The sequence below is a fragment of the Vandammella animalimorsus genome, assembly GCF_002285285.1.
Lineage (GTDB): Bacteria > Pseudomonadota > Gammaproteobacteria > Burkholderiales > Burkholderiaceae_C > Lampropedia > Lampropedia animalimorsus.
This window is the reverse complement of record NZ_NSJF01000001.1, coordinates 687,463-705,287: the sequence shown is the minus strand read 5'-3', so window position 1 is coordinate 705,287 and position 17,825 is coordinate 687,463. Positions and strand designations below refer to the sequence as shown.

The 17,825-nt window shown below is 67.2% G+C and carries 13 protein-coding genes; 5 read left to right on the top strand and 8 right to left on the bottom strand.

What is annotated here, in order from left to right; all coding sequences use genetic code 11:
* Positions 1–62 precede the first annotated feature (62 nt).
* Together rho and CK620_RS02960 are read right to left on the bottom strand one after the other, a co-directional pair.
* Complete coding sequence (gene rho, locus CK620_RS02965) at positions 63–1,325, bottom strand: transcription termination factor Rho (RefSeq protein WP_095541994.1); 1,263 nt, start codon at positions 1,323–1,325, stop codon at positions 63–65.
* A gap of 472 nt (positions 1,326–1,797) precedes the next feature.
* Complete coding sequence (locus CK620_RS02960) at positions 1,798–2,697, bottom strand: DMT family transporter (protein WP_095548996.1); 900 nt, start codon at positions 2,695–2,697, stop codon at positions 1,798–1,800.
* Between the two features lie 335 nt (positions 2,698–3,032).
* Between CK620_RS02960 and hemW the strand changes: the two genes are divergently transcribed.
* The 5 genes from hemW to CK620_RS02935 all read left to right on the top strand — a co-directional run bounded on the left by hemW (position 3,033) and on the right by CK620_RS02935 (position 8,391).
* Complete coding sequence (gene hemW / locus CK620_RS02955; RefSeq protein WP_095548995.1) at positions 3,033–4,253, top strand: radical SAM family heme chaperone HemW; 1,221 nt, start codon at positions 3,033–3,035, stop codon at positions 4,251–4,253.
* A 63-nt stretch (positions 4,254–4,316) separates the two neighbouring features.
* On the top strand, positions 4,317–4,886 hold the full coding sequence (locus CK620_RS02950; protein ID WP_143325892.1) for a hypothetical protein: 570 nt from the start codon (positions 4,317–4,319) through the stop codon (positions 4,884–4,886).
* Between the two features lie 142 nt (positions 4,887–5,028).
* Positions 5,029–5,685, top strand: coding sequence for an ATP phosphoribosyltransferase (hisG, locus tag CK620_RS02945; protein ID WP_095548993.1), 657 nt, complete (start codon positions 5,029–5,031; stop codon positions 5,683–5,685).
* 138 nt (positions 5,686–5,823) lie between these two features.
* Positions 5,824–7,149: a histidinol dehydrogenase gene (gene hisD, locus CK620_RS02940; RefSeq protein ID WP_095548992.1), complete on the top strand. Its 1,326-nt coding sequence runs from the start codon at positions 5,824–5,826 to the stop codon at positions 7,147–7,149.
* 54 nt (positions 7,150–7,203) lie between these two features.
* Positions 7,204–8,391, top strand: coding sequence for a pyridoxal phosphate-dependent aminotransferase (locus CK620_RS02935; protein WP_095548991.1), 1,188 nt, complete (start codon positions 7,204–7,206; stop codon positions 8,389–8,391).
* Positions 8,392–8,470: 79 nt separating this feature from the next.
* On the opposite strand, the gene CK620_RS02930 is transcribed toward CK620_RS02935, so the two are convergent.
* The 6 genes from CK620_RS02930 to aceE form a co-directional block, all read right to left on the bottom strand.
* Positions 8,471–8,698, bottom strand: coding sequence for a YlcI/YnfO family protein (locus CK620_RS02930; RefSeq protein ID WP_095549126.1), 228 nt, complete (start codon positions 8,696–8,698; stop codon positions 8,471–8,473).
* A gap of 126 nt (positions 8,699–8,824) precedes the next feature.
* Complete coding sequence (locus CK620_RS02925) at positions 8,825–10,147, bottom strand: hypothetical protein (protein WP_095548990.1); 1,323 nt, start codon at positions 10,145–10,147, stop codon at positions 8,825–8,827.
* 74 nt (positions 10,148–10,221) lie between these two features.
* Positions 10,222–12,114, bottom strand: coding sequence for a dihydrolipoyl dehydrogenase (gene lpdA / locus CK620_RS02920; RefSeq protein ID WP_095548989.1), 1,893 nt, complete (start codon positions 12,112–12,114; stop codon positions 10,222–10,224).
* A 24-nt stretch (positions 12,115–12,138) separates the two neighbouring features.
* A complete protein-coding gene (locus CK620_RS02915) occupies positions 12,139–13,047 on the bottom strand; it encodes a glutamate racemase (RefSeq protein ID WP_095548988.1) in 909 nt (302 codons plus the stop codon).
* A 65-nt stretch (positions 13,048–13,112) separates the two neighbouring features.
* Positions 13,113–14,813 (bottom strand): dihydrolipoyllysine-residue acetyltransferase, encoded by a 1,701-nt coding sequence (aceF, locus tag CK620_RS02910; protein WP_095548987.1) that lies wholly within the window; start codon positions 14,811–14,813, stop codon positions 13,113–13,115.
* Positions 14,814–14,836: 23 nt separating this feature from the next.
* Positions 14,837–17,572: a pyruvate dehydrogenase (acetyl-transferring), homodimeric type gene (gene aceE / locus CK620_RS02905; RefSeq protein WP_420894195.1), complete on the bottom strand. Its 2,736-nt coding sequence runs from the start codon at positions 17,570–17,572 to the stop codon at positions 14,837–14,839.
* Positions 17,573–17,825 lie beyond the last annotated feature (253 nt).

The following is a 17,825-nucleotide window of genomic DNA, read 5'->3' as shown; positions in this document are numbered from 1 at the left end:
AAGGCGCGATTGTTCCACAGGCCGACAGGGGGGGCCGGCAAGCAGGCGCGTGGGGCCGTGGCTCAACCGCCACGGCGCATCATGTCGAAGAACTCGTGGTTGTTCTTGGTGGCCTTCATGTTCTTGAGCATCAGCTCCATGGATTCGATCTCGTCCATGTTGAACAGGAACTGGCGCAGGATGCGCGTTTTCTGCAGCACCTCGGGCGCCAGCAGCAGCTCCTCGCGGCGCGTGCCGCTCTTGGACAGCTCGATGGCCGGGAACACGCGCTTTTCGTACAGGCGGCGGCTGAGGTGGATTTCGCTGTTGCCCGTGCCCTTGAATTCCTCAAAGATCACCTCGTCCATGCGGCTGCCCGTGTCCACCAGCGCGGTGGCGATGATGGTCAGGCTGCCGCCCTCCTCCACATTGCGCGCGGCGCCAAAAAAGCGCTTGGGCCGGTGCAGGGCATTGGCATCCACACCGCCGGAAAGAATCTTGCCGCTGGTGGGCACGACGTTGTTGTAGGCGCGCGCCAGGCGGGTGATGGAGTCCAGCAGGATCACCACGTCCTTTTTCAGCTCCACCAGGCGCTTGGCGCGCTCGATCACCATCTCGGCCACGTGCACGTGGCGCGCGGCCGGCTCGTCGAAGGTCGAGGCGATGATCTCGCCCTTGACGGTGCGCTGCATCTCGGTCACTTCTTCGGGGCGCTCATCGACCAGCAGCACCATCAGGTGCACGTCCGGGTTGTTGGCCGTGATGGCGTGGGCGATGTGCTGCATCATCATGGTCTTGCCGCTCTTGGGCGGCGCGACGATCAGCGCGCGCTGGCCGCGGCCCAGCGGGGCAACGATGTCGATGATGCGGCCGGTGATGTTCTCCTCGGCCTTGATGTCGCGCTCGAGCTTCATCTGCTGCTTGGGGAACAGCGGCGTGAGGTTCTCGAACATCACCTTGTGCTTGTTCTGTTCGGGCGGGCCGTCGTTGATGCGGTCGAGCTTGGTCAGCGCAAAGTAACGCTCGCCATCCTTGGGGATGCGCACCTCGCCCTCGATCATGTCGCCCGTGTGCAGGTTGAAGCGCCGCACCTGGCTGGGCGAGATGTAGATGTCGTCCGTGCTGGCGGTGAAGCTCGTGTCCGGGCTGCGCAAAAAGCCAAAGCCATCGGGCAGGATTTCCAGCACGCCATCGGCAAAGACCTGCTCGCCCTCCTTGGCGCGTTTTTTGATGATGGCGAACATCAGCTCCTGCTTGCGCATGCGGCCGGTGTTTTCGATGCCCAGGGCCTCGGCCTGCTTCAATACCTCGGACACATGCAGTGCCTTGAGCTCATTCAAGTGCATGAATACGGTCTCCAGAACTAAGAGAGTGTGTGGGGAATGGGGAAGATGTCGCTGCCGCGCATGCGCGCGATGCGGCCCAGGCCTGGGCTTGCCCGCCGTATTGGCGCGTTTGGCAAGACAGGAACAAATAAGCAAGGCGGCCAACGGGGCCGCAGGGGCTAATGAGGGAGCAAACGCAGCACGCCTGGCTGGCATATACAGGCGTGGCGCAGCGCCGGGGCAAGAGACTGCTCTGCGATGAGCAGCTGCTGCGCCTGACGCCATGGACTGGCGCGGCGCGTCAACAACGGCAGCCATTGCGCAAGCCAAGCCCTGCGGAGAAACAAGGCGGGCAGCACGCGGCGCACGCCGCCGTTTCTCGAAGCGCGCGAATTATGACAGCAAAAGCCAGCTGCCCGCCCGCCTGCGCCCGGCATGGCGCAAAAAATACTGCGCGCAGCCCTGTTCGGCTGGATTGGCTCCGCAGCAGGAGTCAGGCCGGCTTGGCGGCGCGCGCGCGCAGTACGGTGGCGGCCAGGCCGCTGAGCACGATCAGCGCCATGCCCAGCCAGCCCCAGGCGCCGATGCGCTCGCTCTGGAACAGCAGCAGCCCGTACAGGGAGGCAAACACGATGCCCGAATACTGCAGGCTGGCCACCATCAGCGTGTTGCGCGCGCTCGATGCGGTGGAATAGGCATGGGTCATGCACAGCTGGCCCAGCGTGGCCAGCAGGCCGATGGGCAGCAGCCACAGCGCCGCTGGCGTGGCCAGGCTGTGCGCGCCTGTGGCGGCCATGACGGCGCCTCCGGCGAGCGTGCCGCCCAGCGCGAAATAAAACACCACGCGCGTCTCGGGCTCGCCCAGGCGGCCCAGCGCCGCCACCTGCATGTAGGCCAGCGCGGCCATCATGCCCGAGAGCAAGCCGACGATGGCCGCAAAGCTCTGCTCAGCGGCAAAGCTCGGGCGCAGCATCAGCACCACGCCGGCAAAGCCCACCAGAATCGTCAGCATCAAAGGCCCATGCAGGGGCGGCTTGCCGTGGCGCGCATCGGGGCGCCAGTGCAGCAGCGTGCCGGCGAGCACGAACACGCCGATCCAGACGCTGCTCATGTAATTGAGCGTCATGGCCGTGGCCAACGGCAGCTTGCCGATGGCGTAGAACCACGCCCCCAGCGCCGCCACGCCGACGATGCTGCGCCAGGCGTGCATGCCTGGGTACTGCGTGGCCAGGCCCACACCTTGCCGGCGCGCCAGCGCCGCCAACAGCAGCACGCCAATGGCGCTGCGGTAGAACACCATCTCCGCCGGTGAAAAATGTGCCGACGCATATTTGACGCACACTCCCATCGTCGCAAACAGGAACGCGCCCAAAACCATCCACAGTGCATGCATGCCCTACCCCTGCCATTCGCACGCAAGGCCAGCATGGCATGCGGCTTCATCGGGCTGCGGGCCATGTTTGCTCGGCCGCAGCGATTCAAAGCCTGTTCATGATCTTGGCGCAGGCCAGAGATCGTGAACAGGCTCCAGAGCGTGTTCAAAATCTTTGCACGGCGGTCAAGAGCGCGGATTTGGGCGCTCTGCTGCGTTGCAAAGCCTCGCCATAGCCCCAGCTATGGCTGCGTTTTGCGCCTTGCAGCCCATCCCAAACCGCTTCTTGCCCACTCGCGCCGAGATTTTGAACAGGCTCTAAGATTCTATGCTTTGCCCGCCGCCCCAGTCGCCCCATGCCCTCCCCCGCCGACATCGCGCATTACCAGCGCCCTGGCCTGCTGCAATTGCAGGAACTGCCACCCCTGTCGCTGTATCTGCACCTGCCCTGGTGCCTGCGCAAATGCCCTTATTGCGACTTCAACTCGCACGCCGTGCGAGGCGCGGCGCCGGGCGCGGGCCTGGGGGCGGAGCAAAAGCTGCGCTATCTGCAGGCGCTGGAGGCCGACCTGGACGCGGCGCTGCCGCTGGTCTGGGGGCGCAGCGTCATCAGCATCTTCATGGGCGGCGGCACGCCCAGCCTGTTCGATGCCGAGCACATCGACCGCCTGCTGGCCAGCGTGCGGGCGCGCCTGCGACTGGTGCCCGGCTGTGAGATCACGCTGGAGGCCAACCCCGGCACCTTCGAGACCGACCGCTTTGCCGCCTACCGCGATGCGGGCGTGACGCGCCTGTCCATCGGCGTGCAAAGCTTTGGCGATGCGCAGCTGCAGGCCCTGGGCCGCGTGCACAGCCGCGCCCAGGCCCTGGCGGCCGTGCAGGAAGCGCGCGAGGCCTTCGAGACCTTCAACCTCGATCTGATGTACGCCCTGCCCGGCCAGGATCTGGCGCTGCTGCGCGAGGACCTGGCCACGGCGCTGGCGCTGCAGCCGCCGCACCTGTCCGTCTATCACCTGAGCATCGAGCCCAACACCTTGTTTGCCAAGTATCCGCCGCGCCTGCCCGATGAGGACCTGGCCTACGACATGCTCGACCACATCACGGCCGGCACTGCGCAGGCTGGCCTTGAGCGCTACGAGGTCTCGGCCTATGCCCAGCCTGGCCATCAGTGCCGCCACAACCTGAACTATTGGCAATTTGGCGATTACCTGGGTCTGGGCGCGGGCGCGCACAGCAAGCTCAGCTTCGCGCACCGCATCGTGCGCCAGGTGCGCGTGCGCGATCCGCAGCGCTACATGCAGGCCGCGCTGGCCAGCCAGGCCATCGCGCAGGAGCACGAGGTGGCCCGCCAGGATCTGCCCTTCGAGTTCATGCTCAATGCGCTGCGGCTGCGCTCGGGCTTTTTGCTCTCCGATTACCAGCGCCGCACCGGCATGCCGCTGTCGAGCATCGAGCCGGCCTTGCAGCAGGCGTTGCAGCGCGGCCTGCTGGAGCAGCCCGGCCCCGATCTGCTGCGTCCCACCGAGCGCGGCTTTGATTTCCTCAGCGATTTGCAGCAGCTGTTCATGCCCGGCTGAGCAGCGCGGGCCGATACACCTTGATACCACTCCGGCGCGGCCCACACCGTGACAATGCCGCCCATGAAAAGCACCCTGCCCCCCATCGCATCCTCCGCCCTGCTGGGCCTGTTGCCCGCCCTGCTGCAGGCTGCGCTGCTGTTGGCTGCGCTGCTGTTGGCTGCGCTGCCAGTGGCGGCCCAGCCCGCCAGCGCCCAGGCCGCAGCGCAGGCCACGCCGCCCCAGGCAGAGGCCGCCGCCGCCCGGCAGGATCTGGCCGAAGGCCGGCGGTTGGGTGAGTTCGTCAACCGCTATGGCTTTCGGCACTTGTACGTGCGGGTGCCTGCCGGGCTGGACGATGCCCGCATCATTGCGCTGGCGCAGCAGTGGCACCAGCGCGAGCCCGATGCCTGGCTGTGGCTGCTCGACGACGACAGCCAGTTCCAGCAGTTGCTGGACAGCCTGCCCAAGATCGAGCAAGGCGATCTCGGTGACTTTCCCGCCCAATGGTTCAAACAGCACGCCGTGGCCAATCTGGTGCTGATGCTTCACGCGGACCGCAGCCGGCGCTGGGCGCTCTACCGGGGCGCCCACCGGAGCGACAGCATGGCCGAGCTGCCCTGCATCCAGGGCAAGGGCGGTTGCAAGCCTTGAGCGTGTGATGCACTTTGCGCCCCCAATCGCACTGCATTGGCGCAGGCCATGGCTTTGAACACGCTCTAAAATCGCGCCCTGTTTTCAACCGGCCATCGGGGTTGCAGAGCGCGCCCCGCACCACCCAAGCGATCGAACAACCATGATTACGCTGGCCCTGTCCAAAGGGCGCATCTTCGATGAAACCCTGCCGCTGCTGGCCAGCGCAGGCATTGCCGTGCTCGATGACCCAGAGACATCGCGCAAGCTGATCCTGCCCTGCAACCGCGAAGGCCTGCGCGTGGTGCTGGTGCGCGCCAGCGACGTGCCCACCTACGTGCAGTTTGGCGGTGCCGACATTGGCGTGGCCGGCAAGGACGTGCTCATCGAGCACGGCGGCGAAGGCCTGTACCAGCCGCTGGATCTGCACATTGCCCGCTGCCGCATGGGCGTGGCCGTGCCTGCCGGTTTTGACTACGCCAGCGCTGTGCGCCAGGGCGCGCGCCTGCGCGTGGCCACCAAGTACACCACCATCGCGCGCGAGTTTTTCGCCCGCAAGGGCGTGCACGTCGATCTGGTCAAGCTCTACGGCAGCATGGAATTGGCGCCGCTGACGGGCATGGCCGATGCCATCGTGGACTTGATCTCCACCGGCAGCACGCTGCGCGCCAACCAGCTCGTGGAAGTCGAGCAAATCATGGACATCAGCTCCCAGCTCATCGTCAACCAGGCCGCGCTGCGGCTCAAGCAAGCGCCGCTGCGGCAGTTGATCGAGGTCTTTGCCCAGGCCACCGCCGCACGCAGCGCGGCAGCGGCCTGAGGTTTGCACCCCTGGCCGCCGCCATCCACTCCAAGTCCCGCCGCTGAGCTGCGCCGCCCGCCGCCATACCGGATTGTCGCAGCGCCAGCGACCAAGTGCCCCAGTGCCCCAGCGCCTTCATTGCCCGCCCTTTTTGCCATGACCCTCAAAGCCAGCCCTCTGCGCCTGTCCACCCAGTCGCCCGATTTCGAGGCCCAGTTCCAGCAGCGCCTGCATTGGAGCGCCGATACCGACGCGGCCATCGAGCAGCGCGTGGCCGACATCCTGCAGGCTGTGCGCCAAGAGGGCGACGCCGCCGTGCTGCGCCTGAGCCAGCAGCTCGACGGCCTGCAGGCGGCCAGCGTGGCCGAGCTGGAAATCCCCGCCAGTGAGCTGCAGGCCGCCTTCGACGGCCTGCCCCAAGCCCAGCGCCAGGCGCTGCAACAGGCCGCCGCGCGCATCCGCAGCTACCACGAGGCACAGAAAAAGGCCGCCGGCCAGAGCTGGAGCTACCGCGACGAGGACGGCAGCCTGCTGGGCCAGAAAGTCACGCCGCTGGATCGCGCCGGCATCTACGTGCCCGGCGGCAAGGCCGCCTACCCCTCCAGCGTGCTGATGAACGCCATTCCCGCACAGGTCGCTGGCGTGGGGCAAATCATCATGGTCGCCCCCACCCCCAGGGGCGAGAAAAACCCGCTGGTGCTGGCCGCAGCCCACGTGGCCGGCGTGCACCGGCTCTTCACCATCGGCGGCGCCCAGGCCATTGCCGCGCTGGCCTATGGCACACAGACCGTGCCCAAGGTCGACAAAATCACCGGCCCAGGCAACGCCTACGTGGCCAGCGCCAAGAAGCACGTCTTCGGCCAGGTGGGCATCGACATGATCGCCGGGCCCAGCGAAATCCTGGTGCTGGCCGACGGCAGCACCCCGCCGGACTGGGTGGCCATGGATTTGTTCTCCCAGGCCGAGCACGATGAGCTGGCGCAAAGCATTCTGCTGTGCCCGGATGCGGCCTACATCGACGCCGTGCAGCAGGCCATCGACCGCCTGCTGCCCACGCTGCCGCGCGCGGCCATCATCGCCCAGAGCCTGAACGGCCGCGGCGCGCTGATCCAGACCCGCGACATGGACGAGGCCTGCGCCATCAGCAACCGCATTGCGCCCGAGCACCTGGAAATCTCCAGCCGCGAGCCCCAGCGCTGGGAGCCGCTGCTGCGCCACGCCGGCGCCATCTTCCTGGGCGCCTACACCAGCGAGTCGCTGGGCGATTACTGCGCCGGCCCCAACCACGTGCTGCCCACCAGCGGCACGGCGCGTTTTTCCTCGCCGCTGTCGGTCATGGATTTCCAAAAGCGCAGCTCGCTGATTGAAGTCAGCCCGGCCGGCGCGCGTCAGCTCGGTGCCATCGCCCAGGTGCTGGCCGAAGGCGAGGGCCTGCAAGCCCACGCCCAGGCGGCAGCCATGCGCATGCAGGCGGGCGACTGAGCTTCTTCACTTGGCCCTGGCGAGCCCGCTCAAGCCTCTTCTCTTTGTGCTGCCATGTCTGCCGCCCTCTCTCTGGCTTCGGCCACGCCCGCCATCGCCTCGCGCCTGCCAGGCGTGGGCACCACCATTTTCAGCGTCATGTCTGCGCTGGCGGCCGAGCACCAGGCCATCAACCTGGGCCAGGGCTTCCCTGATTTTGGCTGCGACCCGCGCCTGCCGGAGGCCGTCGGCGCCGCCATGCAGCAGGGCCACAACCAGTACCCGCCCATGGCTGGCGTGCCCGCGCTGCGCCAGGCCATCGCCGCCAAGACCGAGGCGCTGTACGGCCGCGCCTATTGCGCCGAGCGCGAGATCACCGTCACCGCCGGGGCCACGCAGGCCATCTTCACCGCGCTGATGTGCTGCGCCGGGCCGGGCGACGAGGTGATCGTGCTCGAACCCTGCTACGACAGCTACCTGCCCGGCATCGCCCTGGCCGGCGCCACGGCCGTGCGCGTGCCGCTGATGCCCGGCAGCTTCCGGCCCGACTTCGACAAGATCGCCGCCGCCATCGGCCCCAAAACCCGCGCGCTCATCATCAACACCCCGCACAACCCCAGCGCCACCGTGTGGTCGCGCCAGGACATGCTGCGCCTGCAGGAGCTGCTGGCGCCCACCAATGTTCTCCTCATTTCCGACGAGGTGTACGAGCACATGGTCTACGCCCCGCTGTGCCACGAAAGCGCCGCGCGCTACCCCGGCCTGGCCGCGCGCGCCTTCATCGTCAGCAGCTTTGGCAAGACCTACCACGTCACGGGCTGGAAGGTGGGCTACGTGGCCGCCCCTGCCGCGCTCAGCGCCGAGTTCCGCAAGGTGCACCAATTCAACGTGTTCACCGTCAACACCCCCATGCAGCACGGCCTGGCCGCCTACATGCAAGATGCCGCGCCCTACCTGGGGTTGCCCGCCTTCTACCAGGCCAAGCGCGACCTGTTCCGCCAAGGGCTGGCGCAAACGCGCTTTCGCCTGCTGCCCTGTGAGGGCAGCTACTTTCAGTGCGTAGGCATCGAGCAACTGGCCGTGCCCGAACGCGACCTGCCGGAAGACCAGTTCTGCCAATGGCTCACGCGCGAGATCGGCGTGGCCGCCATCCCGCTCTCGGCCTTTTATGGCGATGGGTTTGACCAGAAGGTGATCCGCTTTTGCTTCGCCAAGCAGGATGAGACGCTGCACGCCGCATTGCAGCGACTGGCACGGCTGTAGCAGCGCGCCAGCTCGCGCCACCCGCTCAAAGCGTGTTCAAGGGGCGCTTATCAAGGCGCGATCAGGGCGCCTCCTCACCTTAGGGGCGCTGGCCGCCAACGCGGCCCAGCGTGGCCAGGGCCGCGGCCATGTCGCCGCGCTCTGCGCGCTGCATGAAATAGTCGGCCGTTTTCAGCGCCGCCAGCTTTTCGGCCTCCGCGCTGACGATGAACTGGTTCAGCGTGCTGCCGTCCTCGCGGGCGACTTGTTCGGCGCCGGCTTTCAAGGAGCGCGGCAGGCGCAGGGCATAGTTGCTGGAGGTTCCCATTTCAATCTCCTTCGATGGCTTGTCGGGCAAGCTCAAGTCAAGTACGAGAGCGCTTGGCCAAGGGGATTGCGGCATTGAACAGCCTTGCCTGTAAAGACGATTGCCATGTTGCCCCATACGGCAGGCTCAGGGGCAAATCCCCAGGCAATAGCCGCTGGGCAGCAGGTAGATGCTGTTGTGCCCCACGTCGCCTTCGGGCAAAGGCACGCCCTCGGGCACATAGAAGTGGGCCGAATAGCCGCCGTACATGCCGCTGGGAAAGCGCATGCCTTGCAGGATGCGGTAGTGGTCTTGGACGGGAGCATCAGGTTGGTTGCGCAGATAGGCGCGCTGGCCGCGCTGCTCGCGGTTGGCCGCGTATTCACGCTCGGTGACCTGGCGCACGATGCCGCGCTGCAGCAATTGCGCCATGCCGCCCTGGCCCGAGTGCAGCTCATCGCTGCCTTTTTGCAGGCTGGCGATGTGGCCGTGCGATATCCACCGGGCGCTGGGGTTGCCAATGAGCACTTCGCCCGTGCGGTCGCTGCTGAACTTCTGCGCCTGGCTGGCAAAAGGCGGCAGGCCCTGGGGGCGGTGGCTTTTGCAGCGCGGTTCGTCGTGGGAGGTGGTGAGCACGGGCACTTGCTCATCGGTGCCGATGGGGTATTGGCGGTGGTAGCCGCTGGCCCAGACGGCGGCGATGCGCGTCTGCGGGCTGCGCGAGATCTGCCAGATGGTGGGGTAGTAGCTGGTCAGCAGCAGAACGACGGGCTTTTCCGGCTGATTGATGCGCGCCTGCACGTGGTAAACCACGCCGCCGCCGCTGTCGTCGCCCTTGAGCTGGATGCCCTGCAAGCGCTTGCCCTGGCCGATGCGGGCGGGCTGGTCGATGTGCAGCACCGTGAAGTCCGGCGGCAGCGCCGCCATCCACTCCTGGCAAGGGGCGTCGCTTTGCGCGCTGCGCTGCTTGTAGATGCGCTGCTGCTCGTCGGCGCTGGCCTGGTTGCGGGCGTACCACTGCTGGCCTTGCACGATGCGATCCATGGCCTCGGGCGTGACGCTGCGACAGGCCGCGCCGGGGCGCAAGAGCGCATCGGTGTAACACTGGTCCCTGGTCGCTTTCTCCAGCGCCAGACGCCGGCCGGCAAAGCGTGCTGGCGCCTGGGCAGTAAAGCGCAGCGTCACGCCCGCTTGGCTGCGCGCCTGCGCCGCGCTTTGAAAGACCGGGGCCAGCAAGGCGGGCTGCAGCGGCTGGCCTGACGGTGGCGACGCGCCCATTGGCCCGCTGGCCCCGCGCTGGTAAGCCTTGGCTTCGCGCATGGCCTGGGCCATGATTTGGGCATCGCTGGCCCCCTCGCCGCCCCCTTGCGCCAGGGCTGGCCAGGCAGTTGCCAGGCCTATCAACGCAATGAGCCAAGCCGCCTGGGCTGCGCTGGCGGCATTGGCCGTCGTGAATGCTGGTGCGTGCATGTTGCGCCCTCCTCCCTCGTAATAACGCCATGTGCTGGCTGCGCCGCTGGCCCCTTCTTTGGGGGCTTGAGCGCTCAGCGCTTCTGTGGCGGCAAATCGGTACAGCTGCCGTGCGCCACTTCGGCGGCCATGCCGATGCTTTCGCCCAGCGTGGGGTGGGGGTGGATGGTCTTGCCGATGTCGATGGCGTCCGCGCCCATTTCGATGGCCAGGGCGATTTCGCCAATCATGTCGCCCGCGTGGGTGCCGACGATGCCGCCGCCCACGATCTGGTGGGTGGCTTCGTCAAACAGCAGCTTGGTAAAGCCTTCGTCGCGGCCGTTGGCGATGGCGCGGCCGGAGGCGCTCCAGGGGAACAGGCCTTTTTTCACCTTCACGCCCTGGGCCTTGGCCTGGTCTTCGGTCAGGCCGACCCAGGCGACTTCGGGGTCGGTGTAGGCCACGCTGGGGATGACGCGGGCGTTGAAGGCGGCGCGGGCCAGCTTTTCGTCGCCCTTGAGTTCACCGGCGATGACTTCGGCGGCCACGTGCGCCTCGTGCACGGCCTTGTGCGCCAGCATGGGCTGGCCGACGATGTCGCCAATGGCGAAGATGTGCGGCGCGTTGGTGCGCATTTGCACGTCCACAGGGATGAAGCCGCGCTCGGTGACAGCCACGCCGGCGTTTTCGGCGCCGATTTTCTTGCCGTTGGGGCTGCGGCCCACGGCTTGCAGCACCAGGTCGTAGGTTTGCGGCGGCGGCGCGCCTTCGCCCTCGAAGGTGACTTCGATGCCCGCGTCGGTGGCGCGGGCGGCCACAGTTTTTGTGCCCAGCATGATGTGGTCAAAGCGCGGCGCATTCATCTTCTGCCAGACCTTGACCAGATCGCGGTCGGCGCCTTGCATCAGGCCGTCCATCATTTCCACCACGTCAAGGCGTGCGCCCAGGGTGCTGTAAACGGTGCCCATCTCCAGCCCGATGATGCCGCCGCCCAGCACCAGCATGCGTTTGGGCACGCCCTTGAGGGCCAGCGCGCCGGTGGAATCAACCACGCGCGGATCTTCGGGCATGAAGGGCAGGCGCACGGCCTGGCTGCCCGCGGCGATGATGGCGCGCTGGAATTGCACCACTTGCTTGCCGCCGGTTTTCTCCTGGCCGCTGCCGCTGGTTTCTTCCACCTGCACATGGTTGGCGCCGACGAAGCTGCCGTAGCCGCGCAGCACTTTCACCTTGCGCATCTTGGCCATGGCCCCCAGGCCGCCGGTGAGCTTGGCGATGACTTTTTCCTTGTGGGCGCGCAGTTTGTCGATGTCGAGTTTGGGCGCGCCGTAGTCCACGCCCAGCGCGGCCAGATGGCCCACTTCGTCCATCACGGCGGCCACGTGCAGCAGCGCCTTGGAGGGGATGCAGCCCACGTTCAGGCACACGCCGCCCAGCGTGGCGTAGCGCTCGATGAGCACCACGTTCAGGCCCAGATCGGCGGCGCGGAAGGCCGCGCTGTAGCCGCCGGGGCCGCCGCCGAGCACGAGCACGTCGCATTGCACATCGGCGCTGCCTTGGTAGCTGGCGGCCTGGGGTGCGGGTTGGGGCGCGGGTTGGGGTGAGGGTTGGGGTGAGGGTTGGGGTGAGGGTTGGGGTGAGGGTTGGGGTGAGGGTTGGGGTGAGGGCGCGGCCACCGCCGCTGGGGTGGAGGCGCTTGCCCCCACCCTACCCTCCCCCAGCGGGGGAGGGTTCGCCGCAGCACTGGCCTCGCTGGCCTCCAGCGTCAGGATGACCGTGCCTTCGCTCACCTTGTCGCCCAGCTTGACTTTCATCTCTTTCACCACGCCCGCGTGGCTGCTGGGAATTTCCATGCTGGCCTTGTCGCTTTCCACGGTGATGAGCGACTGCTCCACCTTCACCGTGTCGCCCGGCTGCACCAGCAGCTCGATGACGGCCACGTCGGCAAAGTCGCCGATGTCGGGCACTTGGATGTCGATGGTGGACATGGAAAGTCTCCTGTTTTTGTCAATTCAAAGTTGGGCAGGCAGCGGCGCGGGCAGAACTTGCACGGCGTGCACGGGTAAGCTCACGCCCAGCCGCGCCAGCATGTCTTGCAGGCCCGCCAGCGGGTAGGCGGGCGAGGCGGTGGCCAGGCAGACCACGCGGCCCACGCCATCAGTGCCATCAGCAGGGCCAGCGTGCGCCGCCGCGCCCTCCGGCGGCGGTGCGGGCAGGCGCGCGGCCAGCTCGTCCACCACGGTCTGCGCCGGGTCCAGAAAGGCCAGGCCGGGCGCGGCCTGCTCGAAAAAGGGGCGCAGCCAGGGCAGATGGGTGGACGAGAGCGTGCACACGTCCAGCCCCGGCTGCTGCTGGCGCAGCGCCTGCATGAAGGCGCTGACCTGCGCTTGCGTGCCAGCCGGGTCGGACAAGAAAGCGCCGCTTTCCACCAACTCGACCAAGGGCGAGGCATTGACCACCCGCACCGGGCGGCCCTGGGCCTGGCGCGCCACGTAATCGGCGATTTGCGGGCTGCCAGCCAACGAGGCCACGCCCAGCAGCGCCACCTGGCCGCTGCGCGAGCGCGCCAATGCTTCGCGCACGGGCGGCAGCACACCCAGCACGGGCACGGGGCTGCGCGGGCGCACGGCGTCCAGCACTATGACGGAGGGCGCGTTGGAAGCCAGCACCGCCGCCGCCGCGCCCCAGCGCGCCAGGGCGGCGATGGCCGCTTCCACGGCATGGGCCAGCTCAGCAGGCGTTTTGCCGCCGTAGGGGAAGCTGGCGCGGTCGGCCAGGTAAATCACGTCCTGCCACGGGCAGCGCTGCTGGATGAGCCGCACCAGCGCGTAGCTGCCAATGCCCGCGTCGAACACGCCCACGGGCGCGCGCAGGCCGCGCAGGGCCTCTTGCACAGCTTGCACGGCCGGCGCATCAGGCATGTCAGGCACGCCAGACGCGGCTGGCGCGGCTGACCCGGCCGTGGCGGCAGCGGCAGAAACCAAGCTCACAGCATGACCCGGCGGAAGTCCGCCAGCACCTGGGCCAGATAGGCGTTGAAGCGCGCGGCGGCCGCGCCGTCAATGACGCGGTGGTCGTAGCTCAAGGACAGCGGCAGCATCAGGCGGGGCTTGAATTTCTCGCCGTTCCAGCGCGGGCGCATTTCGCTGCGGCACACGCCGAGGATGGCCACTTCGGGCGCGTTGATGATGGGCGTGAAGTAGGTGCCGCCAATGCCGCCCAGGCTGCTGATGGTGAAGGTGGCGCCTTGCATGTCGGCCGGGCTGGCCTTGCCGTCGCGGGCTTTCTTGCTGAGTTCGGCCAGCTCCTGGCTGATTTGCATCACGCCCTTGGCGTCGGCCTGCTTGATGACGGGCACGACCAGGCCATTGGGGGTATCGGCGGCGAAGCCAATGTTCCAGTACTGCTTGTAGACCAGGTTGTCGCCGTCCAGACTGGCGTTGAATTCGGGGAATTTCTTCAGCGCGGCCACGCAGGCTTTGATGAGGAAGGCGAGCATGGTGACTTTGACGCCGCTCTTCTCATTCTCCTTGTTGAGCTGCACGCGCAGGGCTTCCAGCTCGGTGATGTCGGCGTCGTCGTGGTTGGTGACGTGGGGGATCATCACCCAGTTGCGCGCCAGGTTGGCGCCGCTGATTTTCTTGATGCGTGACAGCGGCTTGGCCTCGACAGGGCCGAACTTGGCGAAGTCCACCTTGGGCCAGGGCAGCAGGTCCAGCCCGGCGCCGCCACCGCCTGCACTGCTGGCGGGCGCGCGGGCGGCCTGGGCCTGGGTTTGCAGGCTGCCGGCCATGACGGCCTGGGTGAATTGCTGCACGTCCTGCTGCGTGATGCGGCCCTTGGGGCCGCTGCCCTTGACTTCGGCCAGCGGCACGCCCAGCTCGCGCGCGAACTTGCGCACGCTGGGGCTGGCGTGGGGCAGGCCCAGCGGGGGCTGGGTGGGGTCGTGGGCGGGGGCGGCCGCCCCACCCTCACCCCGGCCCTCTCCCGCCTGGGCGGGAGAGGGAGAAGAGGCGGCGGCAGAGGCCGCAGCGGGCGCAGGAGCCGGGACGTTTTCACGCTCAACGCCGGACGCTGAACGCTGAACCGGCGCTGCTGAATCCGCCGCGCCTTCCAGCACGGCGATCACGTCGCCCATGTTGAGCTTGTCGCCCAGCTTGACCTTCATTTCCTTGACCACGCCCGCATGGTTGCTGGGGATTTCCATGCTGGCCTTGTCGCTCTCCACGGTGATGAGCGATTGCTCCACCTTCACCGTGTCGCCGGGCTGCACGAACACCTCGATCACGGCCACGTCCTTGAAGTCGCCAATGTCGGGCACGCGCACTTCGACCGGGCCGCTGGCGGCGGGGGCTGCCGCTGCCGGGGCTGCGGGCGCGGCAACCGCTTCGTTTTTGATAGCTGCTTGCGCTGGCGCAGCGGGCGCTGGGGCCGTTTTTTCTTCCGCCCCCTCGGCCTCCAGCAGCAGCACGACGGCGCCTTCGCTGACCTTGTCGCCCAGCTTGACTTTCAGCTCTTTGACCACGCCGGCGTGGCTGCTGGGGATTTCCATGCTGGCCTTGTCGCTCTCCACGGTGATCAGGCTTTGCTCGGCCTTCACCGCGTCGCCGGGCTGCACCAGCAGCTCGATGACGGCCACGTCCGAGAAGTCGCCAATGTCGGGGACCTTGACTTCAACCAATGCCATGTGTTGTCTCCTTCCTGGCCGCCTCAGGCGTGCAGCGGGTTGATCTTGTCGGCCTGGATGCCGTATTTGGCGATGGCCTCGGCCACGCGCGCGGCGGGCAGCTTGCCCTCGTCGGCCAGTGCCTTGAGCGCGGCCAGCACGATGTAGTGGCGGTCCACCTCGAAGTGCTCGCGCAGCTTGCGTCGGAAGTCCGAGCGGCCAAAGCCGTCGGTGCCCAGCACGGTGTAGCTGCGGGCCGCGCCTTGCTCGTTCTTGGGCATGAAGGGGCGGATTTGCTCGGCGTAGTTCTTCATGTAGTCGGTGGCGGCGATCACCGGCCCCTCGTGCCCGGCCAGCTGCTGCGCCACGAAGGGCTGGCGCGGCGTCTCGGTGGGGTGCAGCAGGTTCCAGCGCGCGCAGTCCTGGCCGTCGCGCGCCAGTTCGTTGAAGCTGGGGCAGCTCCACACGTCGGCGGCAATGCCCCAGTCCTGCGCCAGCAGGGCCTGGGCGGCGATGCTCTCGCGCAAGATGGTGCCGCTGCCCAGCAGCTGCACGCGCTGCACAGGCGCCTGCGCGCCGCGCTGACACAGGTACATGCCGCGGATGATCTGCTCCTCGGTGCCGGGCGTGAGGCCGGGCATGGCGTAGTTCTCGTTGAGCAGGGTCAGGTAATAGAACACGTTGTCCTGCTTTTCCACCATGCGCTTGAGGCCGTGGTGCAGGATGACGGCCACTTCGTGCGCGAAGGTGGGGTCGTAGCTGATGCAGTTGGGGATGGTGCCGGCCAGGATGTGGCTATGCCCATCCTCGTGCTGCAGGCCCTCGCCGTTGAGCGTGGTGCGCCCGCTGGTGCCGCCCAGCAAGAAGCCGCGCGCCTGCATGTCGCCCGCGGCCCAGGCCAGGTCGCCCACGCGCTGGAAGCCGAACATGGAATAGAACACGTAGAACGGCATCATGATGCGGTTGGATGTGCTGTAGCTGGTGGCCGCAGCGATCCAGCTGGCCATGCCGCCGGCCTCGTTGATGCCTTCTTGCAGGATCTGGCCGTCGGTGGCCTCCTTGTAGTACATCACCTGGTCCTTATCGACCGGGGTGTACTGCTGGCCGCGCGGGTTGTAGATGCCGATCTGGCGGAACAGCCCCTCCATGCCGAAGGTGCGCGCCTCGTCCACCAGAATGGGCACCACGCGCGGGCCAAAGGCCTTGTCGCGCAGCAGCTGCGTGAGAAAGCGCACGAAGGCCTGGGTGGTGCTGATCTCGCGGCCCTCGGCCGTGGGCTCCAGCACGGCCTTGAAGGTCTCCAGGCTGGGGATGGTGAAGCTCTCGTCGGCCTTGGTGCGACGCTTGGGCAGGTAGCCGCCCAGGGCCTGGCGGCGCTCGTGCAGGTACTTCATCTCCGGCGTGTCGTCGGCCGGCTTGTAGTAGGGCAGCTTGTCCAGCTCGCTGTCGGGCACGGGGATGCCGAAGCGGTCGCGGATGTAGCGCACGTCCTCGTCGCTGAGCTTTTTGGTCTGGTGCACGGTGTTCTTGCCCTCGCCGGCCTTGCCCATGCCGTAGCCTTTCACCGTCTTGACCAGCAGCACCGTGGGCTGGCCCTTGTGGTGGTGCGCGGCGTGGAAGGCCGCGTACACCTTGCTCGGCTCGTGGCCGCCGCGGCGCAGCTCCCAGATCTCGTCGTCGCTCATGTGCTCGACCAGCTTGGCCGTCTCCGGATACTTGCCGAAGAAGTGCTTGCGCACGTAGGCGCCGTCGTTGGCCTTCAGCGCCTGGTAGTCGCCGTCCAGCGTCTCCATCATCAGCTGCTTGAGCTTGCCGCTCTTGTCGCGCGCCAGCAACTCGTCCCAGCCCTTGCCCCAGATCAGCTTGATCACGTTCCAGCCGCTGCCGCGGAACTCGCCCTCCAGCTCCTGGATGATCTTGCCGTTGCCGCGCACCGGGCCGTCCAGGCGCTGCAGGTTGCAGTTGATGACGAAGATCAGGTTGTCCAGGTTTTCGCGCGCAGCCAGGCCAATGGCGCCCAGGCTCTCGGGCTCGTCCATCTCGCCATCGCCCATGAAGGCCCAGACCTTGCGCCCCTCGGTGTTGGCGATGCCGCGCGCCTGCAAGTACTTCAGAAAGCGCGCCTGGTAAATGGCCATCAGCGGCCCCAGGCCCATGCTGACGGTGGGGAACTGCCAGAACTCGGGCATCAGCTTGGGGTGCGGGTAGCTGGACAGGCCCTTGCCATCGACCTCCTGGCGGAAGCTGTCCATCTGCGCCTCGGTGATGCGCCCTTCCAGATAGGCGCGCGCGTAGATGCCCGGCGCGCTGTGGCCCTGGATGTAGAGGCAGTCGCCGCCGTGGTTTTCGCTCTCGGCGTGCCAGAAGTGGTTGAAGCCCGCGCCCAGCATGGAGGCCAGCGAGGCAAAGGAGCCAATGTGCCCGCCCAGATCGCCCCCGTCGTCGGGGTTGAGGCGGTTGGCGCGCACCACCATGGCCATGGCGTTCCAGCGCATGTAGGCGCGCAGGCGCTTCTCGATGGCGATGTTGCCGGGGCAGCGCGCCTCCTGCTCAGGCTCAATGGTGTTGACGTAGCCCGTGGTGGCCGAAAACGGCAGGTCGATGCTGTGCTGGCGCGCGTGCTCCAGCAGCTCCTCGATCAGAAAATGCGCCCGCTCGGCGCCCTCGCGGTCGATCACGGCGGACAGCGCATCCAGCCACTCGCGGGTTTCCTGGGCGTCGGTGTCCACGGCGTCCGTGGTCGCCAGTGCCTTGCCCGTCATGCTTGTCTGATCGCTCATATCGTCCAGTCTCCATTTCATGAAATCACGATGCTTTGCAGCACACCGCTGGAAATCTACCCGAGTCCACCGGGCTCAGCAGCCAGAAAGGCAGCGGCAATACCTAGGGGAAACGCGGAATCTTTACCTACCACCGGCCCGCCCGCCTTCACACAAAGCGACCGGGCGGGGCGCCCATCACAGGGGTGGCAACGGCTGAAGTGTCGCACGTTTGCCGGGAGGGTTTTTCAAATTGAGACAGTGTTTTTCGCAT

Excerpts from the sequence above, each read along its gene's own strand:
- CK620_RS02930 (WP_095549126.1), bottom strand. The coding sequence starts at position 8,698 with ATGGGAACCTCCAGCAACTATGCCCTGCGCCTGCCGCGCTCCTTGAAA.
- lpdA (WP_095548989.1), bottom strand. The coding sequence starts at position 12,114 with ATGTCCACCATCGACATCCAAGTGCCCGACATCGGCGACTTTGCCGAC.
- aceF (WP_095548987.1), bottom strand. The coding sequence starts at position 14,813 with ATGGCATTGGTTGAAGTCAAGGTCCCCGACATTGGCGACTTCTCGGAC.
- CK620_RS02915 (WP_095548988.1), bottom strand. The coding sequence starts at position 13,047 with ATGCCTGATGCGCCGGCCGTGCAAGCTGTGCAAGAGGCCCTGCGCGGC.
- CK620_RS02935 (WP_095548991.1), top strand. The coding sequence starts at position 7,204 with ATGTCTGCCGCCCTCTCTCTGGCTTCGGCCACGCCCGCCATCGCCTCG.
- hisD (WP_095548992.1), top strand. The coding sequence starts at position 5,824 with ATGACCCTCAAAGCCAGCCCTCTGCGCCTGTCCACCCAGTCGCCCGAT.
- CK620_RS02960 (WP_095548996.1), bottom strand. The coding sequence starts at position 2,697 with ATGCATGCACTGTGGATGGTTTTGGGCGCGTTCCTGTTTGCGACGATG.
- CK620_RS02925 (WP_095548990.1), bottom strand. The coding sequence starts at position 10,147 with ATGCACGCACCAGCATTCACGACGGCCAATGCCGCCAGCGCAGCCCAG.
- hisG (WP_095548993.1), top strand. The coding sequence starts at position 5,029 with ATGATTACGCTGGCCCTGTCCAAAGGGCGCATCTTCGATGAAACCCTG.
- rho (WP_095541994.1), bottom strand. The coding sequence starts at position 1,325 with ATGCACTTGAATGAGCTCAAGGCACTGCATGTGTCCGAGGTATTGAAG.
- CK620_RS02950 (WP_143325892.1), top strand. The coding sequence starts at position 4,317 with ATGAAAAGCACCCTGCCCCCCATCGCATCCTCCGCCCTGCTGGGCCTG.
- aceE (WP_420894195.1), bottom strand. The coding sequence starts at position 17,572 with ATGAGCGATCAGACAAGCATGACGGGCAAGGCACTGGCGACCACGGAC.
- hemW (WP_095548995.1), top strand. The coding sequence starts at position 3,033 with ATGCCCTCCCCCGCCGACATCGCGCATTACCAGCGCCCTGGCCTGCTG.